At 70.6% G+C, this 22,076-nt stretch carries 20 protein-coding genes and 1 pseudogene; 14 read left to right on the top strand and 7 right to left on the bottom strand.

Features of this window, described 5'->3' with window-relative positions; genetic code table 11:
- Positions 1-19 precede the first annotated feature (19 nt).
- Positions 20-1,015, top strand: a complete 996-nt coding sequence (locus tag MMF96_RS04180; protein ID WP_256882646.1) for an exonuclease domain-containing protein — start codon at positions 20-22, stop codon at positions 1,013-1,015.
- A 117-nt stretch (positions 1,016-1,132) separates the two neighbouring features.
- Complete coding sequence (locus tag MMF96_RS04175; RefSeq protein WP_256882645.1) at positions 1,133-1,678, top strand: DUF4395 domain-containing protein; 546 nt, start codon at positions 1,133-1,135, stop codon at positions 1,676-1,678.
- Between the two features lie 27 nt (positions 1,679-1,705).
- On the opposite strand, the gene MMF96_RS04170 is transcribed toward MMF96_RS04175, so the two are convergent.
- Positions 1,706-2,815, bottom strand: a complete 1,110-nt coding sequence (locus MMF96_RS04170) for an ADP-ribosylglycohydrolase family protein (protein WP_256882644.1) — start codon at positions 2,813-2,815, stop codon at positions 1,706-1,708.
- A 103-nt stretch (positions 2,816-2,918) separates the two neighbouring features.
- On the opposite strand from MMF96_RS04170, the gene MMF96_RS04165 reads away from it, so the two are divergent.
- From MMF96_RS04165 to MMF96_RS19565, 7 genes are all read left to right on the top strand, one after another.
- The gene (locus MMF96_RS04165) at positions 2,919-3,275 is read left to right on the top strand and encodes a YidH family protein (RefSeq protein WP_176616571.1); all 357 of its coding nucleotides are present in this window, start codon (positions 2,919-2,921) and stop codon (positions 3,273-3,275) included.
- A 2-nt stretch (positions 3,276-3,277) separates the two neighbouring features.
- Positions 3,278-3,682: a DUF202 domain-containing protein gene (locus tag MMF96_RS04160; RefSeq protein WP_256882643.1), complete on the top strand. Its 405-nt coding sequence runs from the start codon at positions 3,278-3,280 to the stop codon at positions 3,680-3,682.
- Between the two features lie 88 nt (positions 3,683-3,770).
- Positions 3,771-4,733, top strand: coding sequence for an aquaporin (locus tag MMF96_RS04155; protein ID WP_256882642.1), 963 nt, complete (start codon positions 3,771-3,773; stop codon positions 4,731-4,733).
- 60 nt (positions 4,734-4,793) lie between these two features.
- The gene (locus tag MMF96_RS04150) at positions 4,794-5,963 is read left to right on the top strand and encodes an exonuclease SbcCD subunit D (RefSeq protein WP_256882641.1); all 1,170 of its coding nucleotides are present in this window, start codon (positions 4,794-4,796) and stop codon (positions 5,961-5,963) included.
- Positions 5,960-9,184, top strand: a complete 3,225-nt coding sequence (locus MMF96_RS19570; protein ID WP_309145214.1) for an AAA family ATPase — start codon at positions 5,960-5,962, stop codon at positions 9,182-9,184. The genes MMF96_RS04150 and MMF96_RS19570 overlap by 4 nt, the downstream gene beginning before the upstream one ends.
- 110 nt (positions 9,185-9,294) lie before the next feature.
- Entirely contained in the window at positions 9,295-10,398 is a 1,104-nt protein-coding gene (locus MMF96_RS04130; protein ID WP_306295690.1) for an MFS transporter, read from the top strand.
- Positions 10,392-10,628 (top strand): hypothetical protein, encoded by a 237-nt coding sequence (locus MMF96_RS19565; protein ID WP_306295689.1) that lies wholly within the window; start codon positions 10,392-10,394, stop codon positions 10,626-10,628. The genes MMF96_RS04130 and MMF96_RS19565 overlap by 7 nt, the downstream gene beginning before the upstream one ends.
- Before the next feature lie 52 nt (positions 10,629-10,680).
- Here the strand turns inward: MMF96_RS19565 and MMF96_RS04125 are convergent, their stop codons facing one another.
- The 5 genes from MMF96_RS04125 to MMF96_RS04105 form a co-directional block, all read right to left on the bottom strand.
- Entirely contained in the window at positions 10,681-10,986 is a 306-nt protein-coding gene (locus tag MMF96_RS04125; protein WP_176616565.1) for a hypothetical protein, read from the bottom strand.
- A 253-nt stretch (positions 10,987-11,239) separates the two neighbouring features.
- On the bottom strand, positions 11,240-11,863 hold the full coding sequence (locus MMF96_RS04120; protein ID WP_306295688.1) for a phosphoribosylanthranilate isomerase: 624 nt from the start codon (positions 11,861-11,863) through the stop codon (positions 11,240-11,242).
- Between the two features lie 97 nt (positions 11,864-11,960).
- Positions 11,961-12,647, bottom strand: a complete 687-nt coding sequence (locus MMF96_RS04115) for a phosphoribosyltransferase (protein ID WP_256882640.1) — start codon at positions 12,645-12,647, stop codon at positions 11,961-11,963.
- Positions 12,648-12,663: 16 nt separating this feature from the next.
- Positions 12,664-13,482, bottom strand: a complete 819-nt coding sequence (locus MMF96_RS04110; RefSeq protein WP_176616563.1) for an alpha/beta fold hydrolase — start codon at positions 13,480-13,482, stop codon at positions 12,664-12,666.
- Positions 13,483-13,632: 150 nt separating this feature from the next.
- Positions 13,633-15,027 carry an amino acid permease gene (locus tag MMF96_RS04105; protein WP_256882691.1) on the bottom strand — a complete coding sequence of 465 codons (1,395 nt, stop codon included), beginning with the start codon at positions 15,025-15,027 and terminating at the stop codon, positions 13,633-13,635.
- 485 nt (positions 15,028-15,512) lie between these two features.
- Between MMF96_RS04105 and MMF96_RS04100 the strand changes: the two genes are divergently transcribed.
- The 5 genes and pseudogenes from MMF96_RS04100 to MMF96_RS04080 all read left to right on the top strand — a co-directional run bounded on the left by MMF96_RS04100 (position 15,513) and on the right by MMF96_RS04080 (position 21,552).
- Positions 15,513-16,280: an NUDIX domain-containing protein gene (locus tag MMF96_RS04100; protein WP_256127833.1), complete on the top strand. Its 768-nt coding sequence runs from the start codon at positions 15,513-15,515 to the stop codon at positions 16,278-16,280.
- 55 nt (positions 16,281-16,335) lie between these two features.
- Positions 16,336-17,658: pseudogene (gene nadA / locus MMF96_RS04095) on the top strand (quinolinate synthase NadA); the annotation flags it as partial.
- A gap of 77 nt (positions 17,659-17,735) precedes the next feature.
- Positions 17,736-19,502, top strand: a complete 1,767-nt coding sequence (locus MMF96_RS04090) for an L-aspartate oxidase (protein WP_256882638.1) — start codon at positions 17,736-17,738, stop codon at positions 19,500-19,502.
- Positions 19,499-20,395: a carboxylating nicotinate-nucleotide diphosphorylase gene (nadC, locus tag MMF96_RS04085; protein ID WP_256882637.1), complete on the top strand. Its 897-nt coding sequence runs from the start codon at positions 19,499-19,501 to the stop codon at positions 20,393-20,395. Before MMF96_RS04090 ends, nadC begins: the two co-directional genes overlap by 4 nt.
- Before the next feature lie 2 nt (positions 20,396-20,397).
- The gene (locus tag MMF96_RS04080; protein WP_256882636.1) at positions 20,398-21,552 is read left to right on the top strand and encodes a cysteine desulfurase family protein; all 1,155 of its coding nucleotides are present in this window, start codon (positions 20,398-20,400) and stop codon (positions 21,550-21,552) included.
- Between the two features lie 28 nt (positions 21,553-21,580).
- On the opposite strand, the gene MMF96_RS04075 is transcribed toward MMF96_RS04080, so the two are convergent.
- Positions 21,581-22,030: a GtrA family protein gene (locus MMF96_RS04075; protein WP_256882690.1), complete on the bottom strand. Its 450-nt coding sequence runs from the start codon at positions 22,028-22,030 to the stop codon at positions 21,581-21,583.
- Positions 22,031-22,076 lie beyond the last annotated feature (46 nt).

Below are 22,076 nucleotides of genomic sequence, written 5' to 3'. Positions count from 1 at the left end.
GGAGCGGTAGCCTTGAAGGGTGCCTGTGGACTTTACTGCCATCGATTTTGAGACCGCCAACGGATTTCGGGGATCGCCCTGTTCGGTGGGGGTGACGAAGGTCCGCGACGGGGCGGTGGTCGACGAGGCCTATTGGCTCATGCGCCCGCCGGCCGGCCACGACCACTTTGATGCGCGCAACATCGCCATCCACGGCATCTCGCCCGACGACGTCCTGGGCGCCCCACGCTTCAAGGACGTGTTCGGCGAGGTGCGCGACTTCATTGGCGGCGATGCCTTGGTGGCGCACAACGCGGCGTTTGACCTTGGCGTGATCCGGTCCGCCTCGGAAGTGTCAGCCATGCCCGCCCCGGCCTTTGACTACGCCTGCACGGTGGTGCTCTCGCGCAAGAACTATTCGCTGCCGTCCTATTCGCTGCCTTACGTGGCCGAGGCGGCCGGCGTCCCGCTGGTCAACCACCACGACGCCACCGAGGACGCCCGGGCCTGCGCCGGGATCATGGTGGACATTGCCGCCCGGCAGGAGGCGTCGTCCGTGGCCGGGGTCTTTGCCGCGATGAAGCTTTCGATGCCGCACGTCGATTCCTGGGACCCCGCCACCGACCAGGTGTCCAAGGCGACCAGGTCGGCCCTGGAGAAACTGGCGGCGGGCGGTGCGGCGGCAGCCTATGGCGGCCGGCCCGGCCGCTCCGGCTGGTCCGTGGAAGGCCCCAACCCGGAACCCAACGCGGCCGCCGATCCGGCGCACCCGCTCTACGGGCAGACGGTGGTGTTCACCGGCAACCTGGGCCTGCAGCGGCCGGAGGCGAAGCTGCGGGCCGCACACCACGGTGCACGGTGCGCCAGCAGCGTGACCCGAAATACGACCGTCCTGGTGGTGGGCAGCGGCTTCGCAGCGGCCGACCTGCGCAGCGGCCGCGTGACGTCGAAGGCGGCGCGTGTGCTGGAACTGCAGCGCCGCGGCCAGGGCATTGAGGTGCTCTCCGAGGGCGAGTTCATGCAGATGGTGGGCTGAGCACGCGGCGGGGCGGGACCGGCCTGCGCCCCACGGGGAACGGCCGGGATGGACCGGTTCCGTCATGCTGCGCAACAATGCTGGAGCGCGCGGGACGGCTGGCCCTAGCCTTGAAGGATGACCGCCTTCAATGACCACCTTCCGTCCGCAACCGAATTCATCCAGGTGCCGCGGGCGGGGGGCCTGCGCCGGTTGTTTGCCTTCCCCAACCCGGTCAACGAATATGCCGCACGGTCCACAGCGGGAATCGTGGTGGCCCTGGCCCTGGCCGCACTGGTCTCCGGCCAGGCGTGGCTGGTGGCCGTCATCGCCGCGGGCTTCGTCCTGCGGCTGGCCTTCGGTCCGCGCATTTCGCCGGCGGCGCTTCTTTCCGTCAAGGTGCTCGCGCCGCGGTTCGGCCGGCCGAAACTCGTGCCGGGCCCGCCCAAGCGCTTTGCCCAGGGCATCGGCGCCGTACTGTCCATCGGCGCCGTCGCGCTGTTGCTGTCCGGGGCGTCCCTGGCCGGCTGGACGCTGATTGTACTGCTCCTTGTGGCGGCCTCCCTCGAGGCGTTCGTGGGCCTGTGCCTGGGCTGCGCCATCTTTGGCATCCTTCAACGCCGGGGGCTCATTCCGGCCGGCATTTGCGAGGAATGCGCCAACTTCTCCTTCCGGAAGGCGTAGCCGGGCCCGTCGAAGCCAGGCTGCGCCTCAGGCGCCCACCGTCAGCTTGACCAGCTGCCCGGCCAGGTGCTGGATGAGCTGCGGGTCCTCGCACAGCTTGAGCCAGGCCAACGGAAGCGCCTCCTCCCCGTAAAACGCCCCCAGGACGTTCCCGGCGATGGAGCCGGTGGAGTCGCTGTCCCCGTCGTGGTTGACGGCCAGGCGCACGGCGGCCAGAAAGTGCTCCGGGGGTGACACGGCGCCGGGAGCCGTGGCCAGCACGGCATACAGGGCGACGGCGAGGGCCTCCTCCGCCACCCATCCCAGCCCCAGCGCATCGGTGAGCTGCGCGCCGGAGAGGGGAACGCCGTCGTGCGCGGCAAGGACCTCCGGGGCGGACAGGGCCAGGGCGGCGTCGAGCCGGGACAACAGCTCGGGGTCGGCGCCGGGCTCGGCATGGGCCCGGACGCCTGCGGACGCGGCCGCCTCGCGCAACCCCAGCCCGGCCACGGCCAGCATGTGGATCAGCCAGCTGAACGCGCCCGAACTTTGCCGGGCCGACGGGTGGCCGTGGGTCAGGGACGCGGCCTCGGAACTGATCTTGTACACGGTTTCCGCGGGGATGTTGGGGATCAGCCCGTAGGGGGCCGAACGCATGACGGTCCCGCAGCCCTTGGAATCGGGGTTGACCGGGCGGTGGACGGTGCCCATCTCGCCGCCGGACAGCCCCGTGATGCAGGCATTGCCGGGGTGGCGCCGGTGGTGGAGCACGCTTTGGGTGTCGATCCAGCGCGGCTGCGGCTCGGGGGCCGGCCCCGTGGCCTGGATGCCCTGGGTCTTCAGCCAGCGCAGGTAGGCCAGCCACTGGCAGGCATTGATGTCCGCGCCCACGCCGTCGTTGGCCCACTCCAGCACTTCCAGGAGCCCGTCCAGGGTGTAGAGGGTCATCTGCGTGTCGTCGGAGAAGTGCAGCGGCGGAGTTTCCTGGGACAGGTCCACCAACCCGGCGGCGCCGTATTTGGCCTGGATGTCCGCCAGCGAATCGAATTCCACGAGGTAGCCCAACGTGTCGCCGAGGGCGCCGCCCATGATCGTGCCGTGGACGCGGCGCCCGAAGTCGGCCGGGGGAGCGTTGGTGGGTTGCGGCTGGGAAGTCATGGTTCCAATTTACCGTCACCGGCGGCACGCGCACGGCCGGGGTGAGGTGTTGCGTTCAACAAGAGCCGGTAGAATTGGCCGGACCCCCAAAATTAGGAGACACATGCGCGAGCCTGCTTGGCGACGGACTGGAAAGACCCCCGACTACAGGTTTTCGCTGGCCAACGAGCGCACCTTTCTGGCCTGGGTCCGCACGGCCCTGGCGCTGCTGGCCGGGGCCGTGGCCATCGACCAGCTGGCGCCGGAAATCGCCCCCACGGTGGTGCGGATCATCCTGTGCCTGGTGCTGGCGCTGATCGGCGCCTCCCTGGCCGTTGTCAGCTACCGGCGCTGGGCGCACCAGGAACAGGCCATGCGCAACGACCAGGAACTGCCGCATTCCTGGCTGATGCTCGGGATGACGGTGGTGGTGTCGGCCGCCGCCCTGGTCTTTGCGATCCTGATCCTGACCCGGACCTGACCGTGGCGGAAACCACTGAACGGGCAACCCGGGACCCGGGGCTGCAGCCCGAGCGCACGGCACTGTCCTGGCGCCGGACCATCATGAGCATCATCGTCGCCGACCTCCTGATCTGGCGCGGCTTTTTTCACGCCCTCACCCATGAACACAGCGAGCCCGGCGGGCTCTTTCTCTCCGCCCTGCCCGCCCACGTCACGGGTCTGGGGGTGTGTGCCGGCGTGGCCAGCCTGACCACCGTCGTGCTGGTGTGCTGTGCGGTGGGCCGGATCAAGTCGCTGCACGCCGGCGTGGACCGCCAGGACCACGAGGGCGGCATCGCAGCACCGGCACTTACCTTACGCACAGCATCGGCCGCTATAGTGGCTCTGGCGGTCGCGGCGATTTTCGCCATTGTCCTGGGGATGTAATTTTTCGATGGCGTGCATGGCCCGGGGCGGCGCAACCGCAGAACCGATGAATCCCACCGACGTTTCCCACCGAAGGACCTTCTTCACCATGAGCACTTCCGGTACGGCCCCGGCCACCGTGCAGCCCCGCCCGCTGAGCACCCACGTCTTCATTGAGGCGCTGGGCAGCTTCTTCATCGTCTTCGCCGGCATGGCCACCGCGCTGTTCAGTGCGTCAACGTCCACGGTGGCGTTTGGCTACGGGCTGGCCATGGTGGCGGCCCTGGTTGCCTTCGGCAGCGTCTCCACCGGCTATTTCAACCCCGTCTTTTCACTGGCGATGGCCGTTGCCGGCCGGATCAAGTGGCTGCACATGGTGGTGTTCGTGTTGGCGCAGGCCGTCGGCGCCGTGCTGGCCTCGGGCGTCATTTACGCGCTGGTCAATGTGCTCCCGTCAGAGTCCACGGGCGGCGTTTCCAAGGTGTTCGCAACCCTGTCCAGCGGCTTTGACTCGCACTCCCCGCTGAAGGTGCCCATGGTGGGTGTCATGATCGTCGAGCTGGTGGCCGCGGCCGTCCTGGTGGCCATCATCCTGGGCGCCACCCACGCACGCAATGCGACCGTCCTGGCCCCGGTCGGCATCGGCCTGGCCCTGGCCGTCACCATCACCATCGCCCTGCCCGTGGCCAACAGCTCGCTGAACCCGGCTGCCTCCACCGCGGCGGCGTTCCTGACCGATTCCTGGGCTGCGGGTCAGCTGTGGCTGTTCTGGCTGGCACCGCTCTTCGGCGCAGCGCTGGCCGCGGCCATCTACCGCACCTTTGCCCCGCAGTCCGCCGCCGCGTCCGCTGGAGCCGCGGATGAGGCGGCAGCGGACAATGCCGCTGCCGCCGACGCTGCAGCCAAGCCGGGGGCCATCGACTACAGTGCGCCTTCCGCCAGGGGCGTGGACGCTGCCGTGGACGGCGGCGTCCCGGCACCGGTTCCCGCAACGCCTGCCGCCGCCGCGGCTGTGGAGCCGGCCGCCGCAAAAAGTGACGCCCAGGACTTCTTTGACGCACCCAGCAAGTAGCGCCCTGCGCTGAACGGCGCACCGGCACCCGATGTCAGTGGCGTCGGCTAGCTTTGAACCATGAAGCTTTTGCACACCTCCGACTGGCACCTGGGCCGTTCCTTCCACGGCGTGGGCACCCTGCCGGCCCAGCGCCGCTTTGCCGACCAGCTGCTCGCCACCGTTGCGGCGGAAGGCGTGGACGTGGTCCTGCTGGCCGGGGACGTCTACGACCGCGCACTGCCCAATGTGGACGTGGTCAACCTCTTTGACGACATCCTGGCGCGGCTGAATGAGGCCGGGGTGCCGATCGTCATCACCAGCGGCAACCATGATTCCGCCACCCGGCTCGGCTTTGGCGGGCGCATCATGGAACGGGCCGGCGTGCACCTGCGTACCCGCCTCGCGGACCTCGCCACCCCGGCGCTTTTCCCGCTCGACGCCACCGGCCCCGCCGGACCGCAGCTGGCCGTCTACGGCATCCCGTACCTGGAACCCAGGCTGGTGGCCGTGGCGCTCGACGCCGAACCCGCCTCCCACTTCAGCGTCACCGAGGCGGCCCTGAAGCTGGTCCGCGCGGACCTGTCGGCGCGCCCGGAAGGGACGGCCGCCGTCGTGCTGGCCCACACCTTCGCCAGCGGCGGCATCACCTCCGCAAGCGAACGGGACCTGGCCGTGGGAGGGGTGGGCGCGGTGCCGCTGGACCTCTTTGACGGGTTCACCTACACAGCACTCGGGCACCTGCACGGGCGCCAAAGGCTGAGCGAAACCGTCCGGTATTCCGGCTCGCCGCTGCCGTACTCCTTTTCGGAGGCCGCCCACACCAAGGGGGCATGGCTGGTGGAGGTCACGGCGGACGGGCTCAAGGAGGTGCGGCGCGTCGACTGGCCGGCGGAACGCCCGCTGTCCGTGCTGCGGGGCACCCTGGCGGATCTGCTGGCGGACCCGCAGTGGGACGCTGCGGAGGCGCACTTCTGCCAAGTGACCCTGACGGACAACGACCGCCCGGCCAACGCCATGGAAGCGCTTCGCACACGCTTTCCAAACACGCTCGTGCTCATGTTTGAGCCGGAAAATGCGCGCGACCGGGGCGCGGAATCGTACAGCCAGCGCGTCTTGGCCGCCGTGGACGAGCTGGATTTGTGCTGCGGATTCCTTGACCACGTGCGGCACCGGCCCGCCAACGACGACGAACAAGGGCTCCTGCGCGATGTGCTCGCCTCCGTCCATGCCCAGGAGGCCGCCCTGTGAGAATCCACCGTCTGGAAATGCAGGCGTTCGGCCCCTTCGCCGGCCGCGAGGTGGTTGACTTCGACGCGCTGGGGGCGCAGGGGCTGTTCCTGCTCAACGGGCCCACCGGCGCGGGGAAGACCAGCGTCCTGGACGCCGTGGCCTACGCCCTGTACGGCAGCATTCCGGGGGCGCGGAACAATGCCGTCAAGAGCCTGCGCAGCCACCACGCCGCCGAGGGCGTAGGCCCGGAAGTCGTGTGCGAATTCAGTGCCGGCGGCCGCCGCCTGGAGGTGCGGCGCAGCCCGGAATGGATGCGCCCGGCCAAGCGCGGCTCCGGCACCACCCGGGAACAGGCGAGCACGCAGCTGCGTGAATGGGCCGACGGCGAATGGGTCCCGCTGTCCCAGCGCAACGACGAGGCCGCCGGCGAGATCCAGCGGCTGCTGGGCATGAACATGGAACAGTTCACCAAGGTGATCCTGCTGGCACAGGGCGAATTTGCGGCGTTCCTGCGCGCCAACGCCAAGGACCGCGAGGAACTGCTGGAGAAACTCTTTGGCACCGAGGTCTACCAGGACCTGGAAGCGCAGCTGGCCGCCGAGTCCCGGGAGGCCGCAGCCCAGCTTGCCTCGGGCCTGGCAGCGCTGGCGGCCCAGGAGGCCCTGGCCCGCAGCCAGGCCGCCGCGGCCCTGGCGGAGGCGGGGCTGCCGGCGGATTCGGGCCAGGCTGCGGAAACGGGCCTTGCGGCCGGGACTGAGGGGGAAGCCGGGGGTGCCGCCGCGGAAGCCGGGCCTGCGGCGGCGGACGACACCGGGGACGATGAGGGGGAAGCCGCGGACGGGCGCAGCCTGGCATCCTCCGGTGCCGAGCTCTTTGGCTGGCTGGCCGAATCGCTGGAGGTTGCCGTCCGGAAGGCCAAGGCGGATGCGGAGGCGACGGCCGATGCCGCCCGGGCGGCTGCCGAGGCGGTCGCCACGGCGAAACAACGCCAGGACAGGCACGCCCTGCGGGACGCGGCCCTGGCCGGGCAGGCACGGCTGGCCGCCCTGGCCGGTGAGGCCGGCCAATGGCGGGAGTCGCTCAAGCGCCACCACGAGGCGGAGGTCCTGGCCCCTGTGGTGGCCGCTGCCACCACCACGGCCCGCACCCTGATGGCCGCCGACGCCGCCGGCGCGGCCGCCCGGGACGGCTTTGCAGCCAACCCGCTCGCTGTCCGACTCGCCGAGGACCTGGCCGGACAAGCCGCCACCGGCACCGGAACACAGGGTGCAGGGACGGACGCGGGCGAGGTGCCTGGCGCCGTGCCGGACCTTGCCCTGCCGGCACACGTGGAAAAGGCGCTGGCCGGGCAGCTGGCAGCCGTCACGGCGGCACTGCCCGGCGAACAGCGGCTGGCCCGCGTCACGGCAGACCTTGCCGCCGGGGAACAGGCACTCGCTGCCGCCACGGCGGAGGTCGCCCAACAACGCGATGGCGAAGCCGCCGGCAAGTCCCGCCTGGCTGAGGCCAAGGCAGAACTTGCCGCCCTGCGCGGCAGCGCAGTCCCCGTCGAACAAGCCTGGGAGCGGCATGAGGCAGCCGCCCGGCTCGTGGCCAGCATCGCCGCCCATGCAGCGCAGTCCGAGGTGGTGGCACGCCGCGCCGCCGACGACCTCGAGGTGCGCGAGGCGGCGCTGCGCGCCCGGCAGGCCTGGCTGGACGCCGTCGAACTGCGCCACTCCATGGCGGCCGGGGAACTGGCCATGCTGCTGGTGGACGGCGAACCGTGCCAGGTCTGCGGCAGCACGGCGCATCCGGCGCCCTCGGCCCTGGCCGGTTCCGGCCCGGAGGCAGCCAATCAGGAAAAGGCGGCCAAGGCCGCGAGCGACAAGGCCGACAAGCGCGCGGCGGCGTCGCACGCCGAACTCTCGCAGGCCCGGGAGGCGCTCGCCGTCCTGGCCGAGCGCGGCGGCGGCGGCGAGGCAGGGGAGGCCCGTGCCGCCGTCGTCCGGGCCAGGGAGACGCTGGACGCCGCCGCCGCCGCGGAGGCGCGGATTGTGGGGCTGGCCCGGGAAGCCGACACCGTGGAAACCGCCGTGGCCGCGGCGCAGGCGGCGCTGCTGGCCGGCACGCAGCGTGTTGCGACGCTTGCTGCGGGGAACGCCGCACTGGCCCAGGAAGCCGGGCAGCTGGAAGACGGGCTTGCCGCAGCCCGGGCCGGGTATGCGTCGCTGGCCGATCGGCAGCAGGCGGTGGAGGGGGCCCAGCAGGCCGCGTCGGCACTGGCGGAGGCACTGCGGCGCCAAATTGCTGCGGCGGAGGCGGCCGCCTCGGCCGGCCGGGCACTGGAGGCGGCGCTCGCGGAAGGCACCTTTACCGACGCGGCGCAGGTGCGCGGGGCGCTGCTGGCGAAGGAGGAGGCGGCCGCCCGTCGGGAGCGGCTCACCGCCTTTGACCGGGACGGCGCGCTCAACACGGCACAGCTGGAGCGGGCCGAGGTGGCCGAAGCCGCGCTCGAGGCGGCGCAGGGGCTTCAAGCCCCGACGGCGGGTGACCTGGCCGGACTGCAGGAAGAGGCGCAGCGCCGCGGCGACCTGGCCCAGACGGCGGCCGTGCGGCTGGGCCTGGCACGCCAGGCGGGGGAGCAGGTGGCTGAAACCGCCGCGGCCTTCGCGGCCCTGGAAGCACTCGTCGCGCCGCTGCGCGAGCGGGCCGCCCTGGTGGCCGGCCTGGCCGAGGCGGTCCGCGGCGGCGGGGACAACCAGCTGAAGATGACGCTGACCAGTTACGTGCTGGCCGCCCGGCTGGAGCAGGTGGCCATCGCCGCTTCGCTGCGGCTCTCCACCATGAGCGGCCAGCGGTACACCCTCAGCCACACGGATGCGAAGGCGGGCGGGAACCGCAAGTCGGGCCTGGGGCTGGAAGTGGTGGATGAATGGACACAGCGCAGCCGGGACACCGCCACGCTCTCGGGCGGTGAGTCCTTCATGGCCTCACTCTCGCTGGCGCTGGGGCTCGCCGACGTGGTCCAGCAGGAATCCGGCGGCCTGGACATCGAAACGCTGTTCGTTGACGAAGGCTTCGGCAGCCTGGACGAGGAGTCCCTGGACCAGGTCATGGATGCCCTCGAAGGGCTGCGCGACGGCGGCCGCGTGGTGGGCCTGGTCAGCCACGTGGCCGAGATGAAGACGCGCATTCCCGTGCATTTGCAGGTCACGAAGGGACGCAACGGCTCAACGCTGGCCCTCGGCGTGGTGTGAGCCGCCTGCGGGCGCCCGATGGTTGGCGGGGCCGGTAGAATGGGGCACGTATCTGGGTCGGGTGCACCGGGTGGCGGGACGGTGCACGCCCTTTGCTGACCGGATAAACCATGACGACCCCCCACCCCTCCTCCACCGGCGCCCTGGCCGGGCCCCCGCCGGTGCCTCCCCACCAAGGGGGACCGGCCGGCAGCGGCCCCGCGAAGAAAGTGGGCCGCTACGGCATGCTGCCGCACCTGGCCGGAAACTCCTACATCCCCCTGGGCCTGTTTGCCCGCGTTCCGCTGGCGATGCTCACCATCGGCGTTCTCACGCTGGTGACGGCCATCAGCAATTCCTATGCCATCGGCGGTTTTGCCGCCGGCTCGGTGGGGGTCGGCGCCGCGATCGGCGCCCCGCTGCTCGGCTACCTGGCGGACCGGCTGGGCCAAAAACCGGTCCTGGTCGTCGCGGCGGTGGCGAACGCCGTGATCGTGGGTGCCGCCGTCGTCCTGGTCTATGCCACGGGGCAGTTCACGCCCGCCGCCACCTGGGCCGTCCTGGGGACCACGTTGCTGGCCGGGGCCAGCTCGCCGCAGGTGGGGCCGCTGTCCCGCGTGCGGTGGATGGCGCTGAGCCGAAAGCTGCCTGCGGAGCAGCGCGGGGCCATGGTGGACACCGCCCTGTCGCTGGAAGGCACCGCCGATGAGGTCACGTTCGTGCTCGGGCCCGCGCTGGTGGGACTGCTGGCCTCGCTGGTGGCGCCGTGGCTGCCGCTGGTGCTGGCCGCCGCCATGACCCTGGTGCTCGTGACCCTTTTTGCCGTCCACCCCACCCACGCAGCCGTGGCCGCCCGGAAGTCCGCCTCCGCCGGCAACGCCGGGTACGTCCCACAGGAATCGGTGAACTGGTTCAAGGTGGCCGTGCCGGTGGCGGCCATGCTCTGCATGGGGACGTTCTTCGGGGCCTCCCAGACAGCCTTGGCGGCCTTCACCGGCGTGCACGGCTCCGTCGACCAGGCCGGGCTCATGTACTCGGTCCTGGGTGCCAGCTCCGCCGTGGCCGCGTTGTCCGTGGCCTACTGGCCGGCCGCCTTCACGCACGCCTGGCGGTGGGTGCTGGCTGCCCTGCTCATGGCCGCTGCCTCGGCCGCCTTCTTCCTCCCGGACAGCCTCGGGATGATGATCGTCGTGTTGCTGCTGGTGGGCCTGCCGGTGGGTCCCACACCATGGTGACCATCTTCACCGTGGGCAGTGTCATCGCCCCGCCCCAATGGATGGGCACGGTCATGACGGCGCTGGCCAGCGGCATTGTGGCCGGGACCGCGGTGGGTTCATCCATTGCCGGGGCGCTGGCGCAGTCCTCCGGGTATGCGGCCGCATTCATTGTGCCGGTCTCCGCGGCCGGAACGCTGCTGCTCCTGGGCCTCGTGACGGCCATGGTGCTGCGCCGCGGGAAGAAATAGCCCGCCCGTAATGCGTCCGGGCGCGCGCCGCCCGGAACTCCGGCACCGTGCGTCAGGAAGCCTCGTCGTAGCCCGTGTACTCGGCCATCGGGTGTGGGCGGGCGGCCACGGCGATGGCCGCCATGAATTCCGCCTTGAGGTCCGCTTCACTGACCAGATGGCCATAGATGGCGTTGCACTTGGAACAAAAGTACGTAATGTCAAGATAGCCGGCCGGGGCCCAGTGCTGGCGGCGGGCGGACTCGATCAAGATGAACGCGTCGGAGCCGCAGCGGTCGCACCAGATCGGATAAGCCGTCTCTTCCTCGACCATCCCGGCCAGCTTCGGACGGCCGGTTTTTTGGTTGTTGCCTCCCATGGTTCCTCACCCTTTTCCGGCAGGCGCAGGCATTTTTGGTGTTGATCATTTTAGACCTCCCGCCCCCCGGGGTCCATCGAAAATCCCTGCGGGCCCGAGGACAGCGCACACAGGATTTGCGAACCTGGTGCTGCTCCGGCCGAAAGCATCCCGCATTCAGAGGTTAGGGCCGCCCTGGAAACCGGCCGGCGTCACGACGGTGGCCGGCGTGGACGCCGGCCGGCCTTCAGTGCAAAGCATGGGCGGCAATTGCCTAGGCCCCGGCCCGCACGGCCTCGATGAAGTCCCGGATGAGCCCGGTGTCCTTCACGCCGCGGCTGGATTCCACGCCGCTGGAAACGTCCACGCCCGCCGGCCGCACCACGGAGACCAGGTGCGCAACATTTCCCGGGGTGAGCCCGCCGGCCAGCAGCCAGAAGCCGCCGGGCGCCCCCGTTGCCAGGAGGCTGGGGTCAAAGGCCACGCCGGCCCCGGGTTCGACGGCGTCCAGCAGGATCCGCTCCGACTCCCACGCCCGCTTCTCCTCCGGGGCGAGGGCGCCGTACGCAGCGGCCGAAAACGCCCGCAGGGTGCGGAATCCTTCATCCTGGAGCCGCCGGATGTCGGCCAGCGATTCGTCGCCGTGCAGCTGCACGGAGGTCAGCCCCGCCCGGCGCGCCGTCGCAACGACGTCGTCGATGGGCTGGTTGCGGAACACGCCCACGGTTTCAACCCCGGGAGGCACGTCGCGGCCCAGCTGCAGGGCAGCGTCGGCGGTGACCGTCCTCGGGCTGCCGGGTGCAAAGACGAAACCCACGGCGTCGGCCCCGGCCTGCGTTGCCGCGGCAACGGTCTCGGGCGTCTGCAGCCCGCAAATCTTGATGTACATGCCTGGCATGGGCGATGTCTCCTCCACGGTCCCCGGGGTGCCCAGTGCAGTCCGCGGGGTCACTGCCATGCTAGCGGGCCGGAGGGCAATGGAATGCCCGGGGCCGTCACCAGCCGCCCAGCAGTGCCAGGACCCCGGCGTCGCCCAGCTGCCCAAAGCGCAGGTAGGCCTCGCTGACGGCACGGAGGCCGGGCCACGGCTGGAGGCAGGCCACGCGGTCCGCAACCGTGAGAAGTTCAGCACATACTTTCTCCGGCGCCGCCGGGATGCAGGCCAGCACTTCCGCGGCACCCGCGTTGCGCATGAGGGTGACGGCGGCACGCATGGTGGCACCCGTGGCCAGCCCGTCGTCGCACAACAGAACGGTCCGCCCGGCGGCGGGATCCTGCGGTTCGGGGGCGTACAGCGCCTGCCGACGTGCCAGTTCGGCGCGTTCCTCCTGCTCCACCTGTTCGAGTTCCCGTGCGCCGTAGCCGTGGCGCCGCAACTCGTGGATGGTCTGTTCCAGGTGCACGGCTGCCGCGGCGCCGGCATAGGTGGCTACGGCCCCGAAGGCCACCTCGGGAGAGCCGGGCACCCCGAGCTTGCGGACCACGAGCACGCCCAGCGGCACCCCGAGCGCCCGCGCCACCCCTGCGGCCACCGGGACCCCGCCACGCGCCAGCCCCAGCACGAGGGGGCGGTCCAGGCCTTTCCCGCCCGGCGCCTCCAGCAGGGCCCGCCCCAGCCGGGTGCCGGCGTCGTCCCTGTCGAGGAACGGCTGCCAGGGCTTCGGTTCTGCGGTGTAGTCCATGGCGGCGGTGCCCCGGCTACATCAGGAAGGCGATGGCGGCGTCCTTGAATTCGCGCGACGTCACGGCGTTTTCATGGGTCCGTCCGGCAATGATGCGCTGCTCGGCGCGGCCGCTGAGCCTGGCCAGCAGCGACATGGACTTGGCGCGTTCGTCCAGGTCGCCGGCCACCAGCAGGATGGGCATTTTCGGCACGGCGTCGGTGGGGTCGAACGGTTCCAGCTTGATGGCCTGGATCATCGCCAGCAGCGCGAAGATGTCATTGGAGGGGACCAGCTGGGCCATGTTCAGCAGCCAGGCAGTGGATTCGTCGGCGATGGGGGTGCCGTCGTTGAGGAAGTTTTGCGCGGCGGCCAGGTCAAAGTCGGCCAGGGGGTCGTGCGGGTTGGGGCCGCCGAGCACCATGCGGCGGACCAGCTCCGGCTGTGTGGCGCCAAACTCCCAGGCCAGCCGGGCGCCGAGCGAATACCCGATCAGGTCCACCCCGGAGGTGGGGTCGCCGTCGCGCAAGGGGCGCACGCCCTCGTCAATGAGCACCTGCAGCAGGTCCGCGCGGACCTTCCCCGGCGTGTAGGAATCCAGGTCCACCGGGGCGGTGCTCTGCCCGTGGCCGGGCAGGTCCACCGACAGCACGCGGCGCCCGGCGCGGTTCAGGGCGGCAACCCAGCCGCTTTTGACCCAGTTCAGGTCAATCGAGGAGGCAAAGCCGTGGATCAAAAAGACCGGGGGCAGGGGTGCCGGGGAGTCGGGGTCAAAGACGGCGACGTTGAGGCCCGCGCTGGCGCCTTCGATGTTGTGCAGGGCCGCAGCGGCCGGGTGCTTGCCAGGGGCGGACATGGTGACCTTTCCCGCGGTGGCGCGTGCCGCCGTCGTACCTCCACAGTAGCGAACCAAGGGACCCAATTTCGGAACGGCATGCGCACCGTTGAGCACACCGTCCACCTGAGACGGTAGTCACATTCCCGGGCGGAAGCAATCTCGGCCCGGTCAGCGGCGTGCCGCCACCGCCTGGCGGCGCCCCGCCAGCCAACAAACGACGGCGATTCCCGCCACGAGGGCGAATGTCCCGATCAGCTGCATGCGGCTTTGGGCGCCGAAGAAGCCGACGGCGAAAATGGCGGCGAGCAGGGCCAGGCCGATCCCGGTCAGGACGGGGAAGCCCTTCATGCGCAGGGGGAGCGCGGTGCCGTCGCGGTCGGCCCGGCGGCGAAGGACCAGCTGGGAGACCAGGGCGGTGCCCCACACGATCAGGCAGGTGGAGCCCACCAGGTTCAGCAGGGCGTCCAGCACCCGGCCCGGGAAGAGCAGTTCCAGGACGACGGCGGCGAATCCGAAGGCCACGGAAACCGCGACGGCGGCGAGCGGGACCCGGCGGGCACTGGTGCGGGCAAAGAACCGCGGGGCCTCGCCACGCTCCGCCAGGGAATAGACCATGCGGGAGGCGCCGTACAGGTTGGCGTTCAGGGCGGAGAGCAGGGCGGCGACGGCCACCAGCGTGATGGCGGTGCCGGCCCAGGAGACGCCGGCGGAGTCCAGCACGCCCGCGAACGGCGAATCGAGGTGCGTGGAATTCCAGGGGAGCACGGCGGCAATGACAAAGATGGATCCGATGTAAAAGACCAGGATCCGCCAGACCACGGTCCGCACGGCGATGGCCACGCTGCGGGCCGGGTTGGCCGTTTCGGCGGCGGCGACCGCCACAATTTCCGTGCCGCCGAAGGCAAACACCACCACGAACAGGCCCGTCGCTATGCCGGTGAGCCCGTTGGGGGCAAAGCCGCCGTGACTGGTGAAGTTGCCCAGGCCCGGGGACGTGGCACCGGGGATCCAGCCCAGCAGCAGGGCTGCGCCAAAGGCCAGGAACAGGACGATGGCGGCCACCTTCAGCAGCGCAAACCAGAACTCGAATTCGCCGTAGTTCTTTACGCTGGTCAGGTTGACGGCTGTGAACGCCATCATGAAGACCAGCGTCAGGGCCCAGACGGGGAGCACGGGCCAGACGGTGACCAGCAGGGATGCGGCGCCCAGGGCCTCGGCGGCAATCACCACCACCAGCTGCAGCCACCACAGCCAGCCCACCGTGGATCCGGCCACGCTGCCCAGCGCCTTTTGTGCGTAGACGGAAAACGCGCCGGAGTTGGGATTGGCCGCGGCCATTTCGCCCAGGGCCCACATGACCAGGATGATCAGCGTGCCGGCGGTGAGGTACGAGATCAGGACGGCGGGGCCGGCCGCCTCGATGCCCTTGCCGGAGCCCAGGAACAGCCCGGCGCCGATGGCGCTGCCCAACCCCATCATGGTGAGCTGCCGCTGTTTGAGGGAATGGCCCAGGCCGGTGGTCGGTGGTGCGGTTTGCGTATCAGCGGTCGGCTGGGTGCTCATGGACGGGTCGGCCTTCTTCGGGGTGCTGGTTCGGTGCGGCACGGGCGGTGCCGGGTTTACGGGGCCGGCGTCACGGGTGCAGCAGTTTTGGTCGGGGCCGTTGGGCGGCCCTGCGCGGGCGGCCGGGCGGTGCCCTGCCAAGGGGTCATTATCCACCGGCCACCTGCCTGCTCCCAAGTCCGCGGGACGGGCGCGCCCCCGGACCGGTTGCCGCCGGTCCGGAAACCGCGGTGGCCGCAGCCACCCACACCCGCCCCGTGGGACGGAAGCCCTTTGATCACGGCGGCCCGCTGCCTGACGCCTGGGGGACGGTTCGACGGCGCACGTAAAACGGGCTGGCGGGGCTCAAACGCGCGTTAAATCCGCACAAGCAGCGCCGCCGAACTCCTGGTCCGGCCGGTGCCCGGCCGGCTGACAGGCAGCGACTTTTTCGCCAAAAAGTTTGTTTCAGCCGGCACGAGGCCGTAGAATCAGTTGTAGTCAACATGACTTTAACTAAGGAAGCGGGGCGCTACGGCATGGAACGGCAGCCTTTTGCCAGTGCGGCCAACGTCAGCGAACGGCTGGCCCAGCCACCGGCATTGGCAATATCGACCGTCATCTTTGCCCTGCGCCCCAGCGAAGCCAGCGGCCGGCCCACCCTGTGGCTGCCGCTGGTGCGCCGGATCCGCGAGCCGTTCCAGGGTTTGTGGGCGCTGCCTGGCGGGCCGCTGACCCAGGCGGAATCGCTGCAGGATGCGGCGGCACGCAACCTGCAGGACACCACCGGGCTGGCCCCGAGCTACCTGGAACAGCTGTACGCCTTTGGCGGCCTCCACCGCTCGCCGAGCCAGCGCGTTGTCTCGATCGTGTACTGGGCCATGGTGCAGCCCACCGAGGCGGAGATGGCGCAGGAGTCGGAAAACGTGAAGTGGTTCCGGGCCGACGGGCTGGAAACGCTCGCCTTCGACCACAACCAGATTGTTGACTATGCCCTTTGGCGGCTGCGCAACAAGATGGCGTACGGCCCCATCGCGTACCACCTGCTGGGCGAAACGTTCACGCTGGCCCAGGTGCGCGAGGTGTACGAGGCAGTCCTGGACCGCACCATGGACCCGGCAAACTTCCGGCGCCAGCTCAAGCAGACCGCCCACATTGAACCCACCGGCGAATACCTGCAGGGCGGCAAGCATCGCCCGCCCCGTCTCTACCGCTACACCGGAAACATCGCCGAAGACTCCCCGGCCCCCCATCCCCGCGCAGACAATGCGTGACTTGCGCCGTCCCACCCCTCCTTCCACGTTCCCGTCCCACCCCTTGGAGCACACCATGCCATCCGTCAACACCACCATCCAGCTCATCACCCGCAGCCAGGCCGAAGCGCCGGGCTCCGGGGCCAAAGGCAAGCCGGGCCGGGCCCAGGAAAGCTGCGACGACGCCCTGGCCCAGGGGCCCTGGGAGTTCGACCTGGCGGAGGCGCTCGCCGGCACGCCGGGTTACGGCCCCGGCGCCTCCAACGCGGACACCGCCCCGGCGGCCACCCCGCGCCAGGGCCAGCTGCCGCAGGAGTACAAGGACGCGTCCGACGACGAACTCACCGCGCGCATCCTGGCCGCCAAGGCCGAACTTGGCGACCGCGTTGTCATCCTCGGCCACTTTTACCAGCGCGACGAGGTGGTCAGGTTTGCCGATTTCCTGGGCGACTCCTTCCAGCTCGCCAACGCCGCAAAGGCCAGGGACGCTGCCGAGGCGATCGTGTTTTGCGGTGTGCATTTCATGGCCGAGACCGCGGACATGCTCTCCGGCGCGCACCAGTCGGTGGTCCTGCCCAACCTGGCCGCCGGATGCTCCATGGCCGACATGGCGGACGTGCCGTCCGTGGAGGCCTGCTGGGCCGAGCTGGAGAAGTTGTACGGCACCGAGCCGGATGCCGACGGCCGGGTGCCCGTCATCCCCGTGACCTACATGAATTCCTCGGCGGCCCTGAAGGCATTCTGCGGCGAGCACGGCGGGATCGTGTGCACATCGTCCAACGCCGCCACCGTGCTCGAATGGGCCTACGAACGCGGCCAGCGCGTGCTGTTCTTCCCCGACCAGCACCTGGGCCGCAACACGGCCAAGGCCATGGGCATCCCGCTGGAGCAGATGCCGCTGTGGAATCCCCGCCTGCCCCTGGGCGGCAACACCGCCGACGTCATGGATAACGCCAAGGTGGTGCTGTGGCAGGGCTTCTGCTCCGTGCACAAGCGCTTCACGACGGCGCAGATCGACCAGGCGCGCGCCGACTTCCCCGGCGTGCGCGTCATCGTCCACCCCGAATGCCCCATGGAGGTGGTGGACGCCGCCGACGAATCCGGCTCCACCGACTACATCCTCAAGGCCGTCCAGGCCGCCCCGGACGGCAGCACCTTTGCCATCGGCACCGAAATCAACATGGTGAACCGGCTGGCCGCCCAGTACCCGCAGCACACCATCTTCTGCCTGGACCCCGTCATCTGCCCCTGCTCCACCATGTATCGCATCCACCCCGGCTACCTGGCCTGGGTGCTTGAGGGGCTGGTGCGCGGGGAGGTCCTGAACCAGATCACCGTCCCCGAGGCCACGGCCGTCAACGCACGGGTGGCGCTCGAACGCATGCTTGCCGCCAAGCCGCGCTCGGTGCAGGAACGCTCCGCGCGGCAGGCCGCATCCAGGACCCGGCAGCCCGCCACACAGGGAGACCCGCGCGCATGAGTGCCCGCAATTCGCACCTGGCCGTGGTGGGCAGCGGCATCGCCGGCCTGTTCAGCACCCTGCTGGCTGCCGAAGCCGGGCTGCGCGTCACCCTGGTCACCAAGGGTGCGCTGGCGCAGAGCAACACCCACTTCGCCCAGGGCGGCATCTGCGCAGTGCTGGGCCCCGGCGACGCCGCCCCCGGGGACACCGTCGAGGCGCACATCGCCGACACCCTCAAGGCCGGTGCCGGCCAGTGCAACCCCGACGCCGTGCGCATCCTGTGCGGCGAGGCCCGCGCTGACATCGCCGCACTGGAGCGCTTCGGCGTGGTTTTTGACCGCGATGCGAGGACCGGGCGCCGGGCGCTGGGGCTTGAGGGCGCCCATTCCGCCGCCCGCATCCTCCATGCCGGCGGCGACGCCACCGGCGCGGCCATCGCCGACGGGCTGATCCGCGCCGTGCGTGACGCCCAGGAACTGGGCACGGTCACCATCCTTGAGCATTCCTTTGTCAGCGACTTGGTGCTCGACGCCGGTCGCGTCGCCGGGATCTCGCTGCTGACCCAGGACGGGGGGCGCCGAAAACTCCCGGCCGACTCCGTGCTGCTGGCCAGCGGGGGAGCCGGGCAGCTGTTCGACTTCACCACCAATCCGGCCGTGGCCACGGCCGACGGGCTCGCCGCCGCCTGGCGCGCAGGGGCGGCCGTTGCCGACCTGGAATACTTCCAATTCCATCCCACGGCCCTTGCCGTTGGTGGTCACTTCCTGGTCTCCGAGGCCGTCCGCGGTGCGGGTGCCGTGCTGCGTGACAGCACCGGGACCGCGTTCATGTCCCGGTACCACCCCGAGGCAGACCTGGCCCCGCGCGACGTGGTCTCCCGGAGCATCGCCGCGCACCTGTCAAGCATGGGTGCAGCCGCCGGCGAAACCGTCTTCCTGGATGCCACTGGCGTGGAGGACGTACGCGGGGCAGGCTACCTGGCGCGGAGGTTCCCCACCATCGCCGCCCGGACCCGCGAACTCGGCTTTGACTGGACCAGCCAGTGGCTGCCCGTCACGCCCGCAGCCCACTACTGGATGGGCGGGGTGGCCACCAACCTTGACGGGCAGACGTCCCTGCCGGGGCTCTACGCGGCCGGCGAAGTGGCCTGCACCGGTGTCCACGGCGCCAACCGCCTCGCCTCGAACTCGCTGCTCGAAGGCCTCGTGTTTGGCCGGCGCGCAGTGGACTCCTTCGTGCAGTCCACGGCGCCCGGATTCGCCAGCGCGTGGGATGGCGCCAGCCCGGTGCCCGTGGGCCGCCCCCCGCGCCAGGAAGAAGTTGCCGTGAAAGTGCCATACGGGGGAGGCCTGCCCGGCTGGCCCGGGCCGGCCCCTGCCCGGGCCGGCGGGGCCCGGCCGGTGCCCTTGACGCGGCAGGCGCTGCAGCGCCTCATGGGAGCCCATGCCGGGGTGGTCCGCAATGCTGCCGGCCTCCAGGAGGCCGCGCGGCAGCTTGCCGTGTGGCGGCAGGAGGCAGCCGGCCTGGCCCGACAGCCCGCCACTCAAGCCGAAGCCGAACTGGCCAACCTCCTCCTGGGGGCCGAACTGCTGGTCCGCGCGGCCCTGGCCCGCAGCAATTCAGCCGGCGCCCACTGCCGCAGCGACTTCCCCCAGGTCCCCGCGCCCGGGCGGGGCCCGCACCCCCAGGTCCAGGGCCCGCACGCCCCGGTGCGGCCCGCCAGCGGCGACGATGCCCACCTTCCCACCAGCCTTCCCGTCCTTGAAAGCGAAACAGTATGAACGCCGTCGACCTTGCCCCCACCGCCCCGCTGCCAACCCTGCCCGGCGCGATTGTGGACAACATCCTGCGCACGGCGTTTGTGGAGGACGCACCGTACGGCGACATCACCTCCGCCACGCTCCTGCCCGCCACGGCACGGGCCACAGCCTGGCTCGTGGCGCGCGAACCGGGCATCTTTTCCGGCGGGGACGTGTTCACCGCGGCCATGGTGATGCAGGATCCGGCTGCCGAGGTGGAACAGCTGGTCGCCGACGGCCAGCCGTTTGTGAAGGGCCAGCGGATCATGTCCGTCACCGGCCGGGCGCGGGCCGTGTTGACGGCCGAACGCATCGCGCTGAACCTCACCCAGCGGATGAGCGCCATCGCCACCCAGACCGCCGAATATGCCAAGCTCATCGAAGGCACCAGGGCCCGCGTCACCGACACCCGCAAGACCACCCCCGGCCTGCGCGCGCTGGAACGCTACGCGGTGCGCTGCGGCGGCGGGCACAACCACCGCTTCTCGCTTTCCGACGCCGTGCTGGCCAAGGACAACCACCTGGCGGTGCTCACCGGCGGCGACCCCGCCAAGTTGACGCCGGCGCTCGCCGGCGTCCGTGCGCAGCTGCCGCACACCGTCCACTTCGAGGTCGAGGTGGACAACATGGAGCAGATCGAACCGGTGCTCGCCGCCGGGGTGGACACCATCATGCTGGACAACTTCAGCAACGAAGAACTCGCGGCAGGTGTGGCGCTCGTGAACGGCCGGGCGCTGGTGGAGGCCAGCGGCAACGTCAACCTGGCCACCATCGCCGCGATTGCGCGCACGGGCGTGGACATCATCTCCGTCGGCGCCCTGACCCACAGCGTACGGGCCCTGGACCTGGGCCTGGACATCGCCATCGAGGCCTGACGATGATCTTCCTCGACGCCGCGGCCACCACACCGGTGCGCCGCGAGGTGATTGAGGCCATGTTCCCGTTTTTAACCAACCAGTTCGGCAACCCGTCCAGCCACCACGAACTGGGGGAGCAGGCCGCCTCCGCCCTGGCCGGCGCCCGCACCCAGGCGGCAGCCGTGCTGGGCTGCCACCCGGGCGAGCTCACCTTCACCTCCGGCGGCACCGAGGCGGACAACCTTGCCCTGAAGGGCATTGCCCTGGCCGGCCGCGCCGCCGACCCGTGCCGGACCCGTATTGTCATCAGCTCCATCGAGCATCCGGCCATTGCCGAGTCGGCCGACTACCTCCGGCGAGTCCACGGCTTCACGGTGGACATGGTGCCCGTGGGGGCCGACGGCCTGGTGGACACGGCGGGCTTTGTGCGCCTGCTGGCCGGCGACGTGGCGGTCGCCTCGGTCATGTATGCCAACAACGAGGTCGGCACCGTCCAGGACATCCCGGCGCTGGCGTCGGCCGCCCGCGGGCTGGGCGTGCCGTTCCACACCGACGCCGTGCAGGCCGCAGGCTGGCTGGACCTTGACGTCCAGCGGCTGGGCGTCGATGCGCTGGCCCTTTCCGGCCACAAGCTTGGCGCGCCGAAAGGCGTGGGCCTGCTGTACCTGCGCGCCGGTGTGCCCTGCGAGCCGCTGGTCCACGGCGGCGGGCAGGAACGCGGCACGCGCTCCGGCACGGAAAACGTGGCGTTCGCAGTGGCCCTGGCCACCGCGCTGAGCCTCACGGAAGCCGGCCGCGACGCCGCCGCCGGCCAGGCCACGGCCCTGCGGGACGGCTTCATCGACCAGGTCCTGGCAAGGGTTCCCGGCGCGCAGCTGACGGGTCACCGAACCCGGCGGCTGCCGTCCGTGGCGTCGTTTTGCTTCCCCGGCACCAGCGGCGAATCGGTGCTGCTGGAACTGGAGCGGCGGGACATCGTGTGTTCGTCCGGCTCGGCCTGCGCGGCAGGCTCCGACGAGCCGTCAGCCGTGCTCACGGCCATGGGGTACGCGCGCGGGGTGGCCCAGACAGCGCTGCGGTTCAGCTTTGGGGCGGAGACCACGCAGGCCCAGCTGGCCACGGCCGCCCAGGAGCTCGAAGCCGCCATGGGGCGGATCAAGCGGCTGCGGGCATAAGCCGCGATGCCGCGGCGGCCCAGCCGGGTCAGTTGTGCAGCGGCACGGCGGTGGCGCCGTGGCGCAGCCGACGGAAAATCCAATAGCGCAGCAGCACGAACCGGGTCACGGCGGAGGCCACATTGCCCAGCACGATCACGGCAAGCTCAGTGGCCAGGGACGCTTTGGGCGAAACCGCGTGGAGGACCAACAGGCTGCCGCTGGTGATGCCGAGCGCCAGCAGCATGATCCACAGCCCGCGCCGCTGGTCCCGCCACCACAGGTGCAGGCCGGTGATGCCGAAGCTGATGCGCCGGTTCAACTCCGTGTTGAGCACCGAGCACAGCACCAGGGAGATGGCATTGGCCCACTGGGTGCCGAGGGGGTGGCGCAGCGCGGCAAAAATCAGCATGGAAACCACTGTGCAAATCACGGCAACGATGCCGAATCCGCGCAGCTGGTCGAGCAGGACGATGTGCTTCATCGCCGCCGGTGACATGGCCACTGGCGCTGTCCCGCCGGCTCCAGTGTTGGGACCTGGTTCC

The sequence above is a fragment of the Arthrobacter sp. STN4 genome (assembly GCF_024539665.1).
GTDB lineage: Bacteria > Actinomycetota > Actinomycetes > Actinomycetales > Micrococcaceae > Specibacter.
Note: the sequence above shows the minus strand (reverse complement) of the source record. Positions and strands in the feature narration are given on the sequence as shown.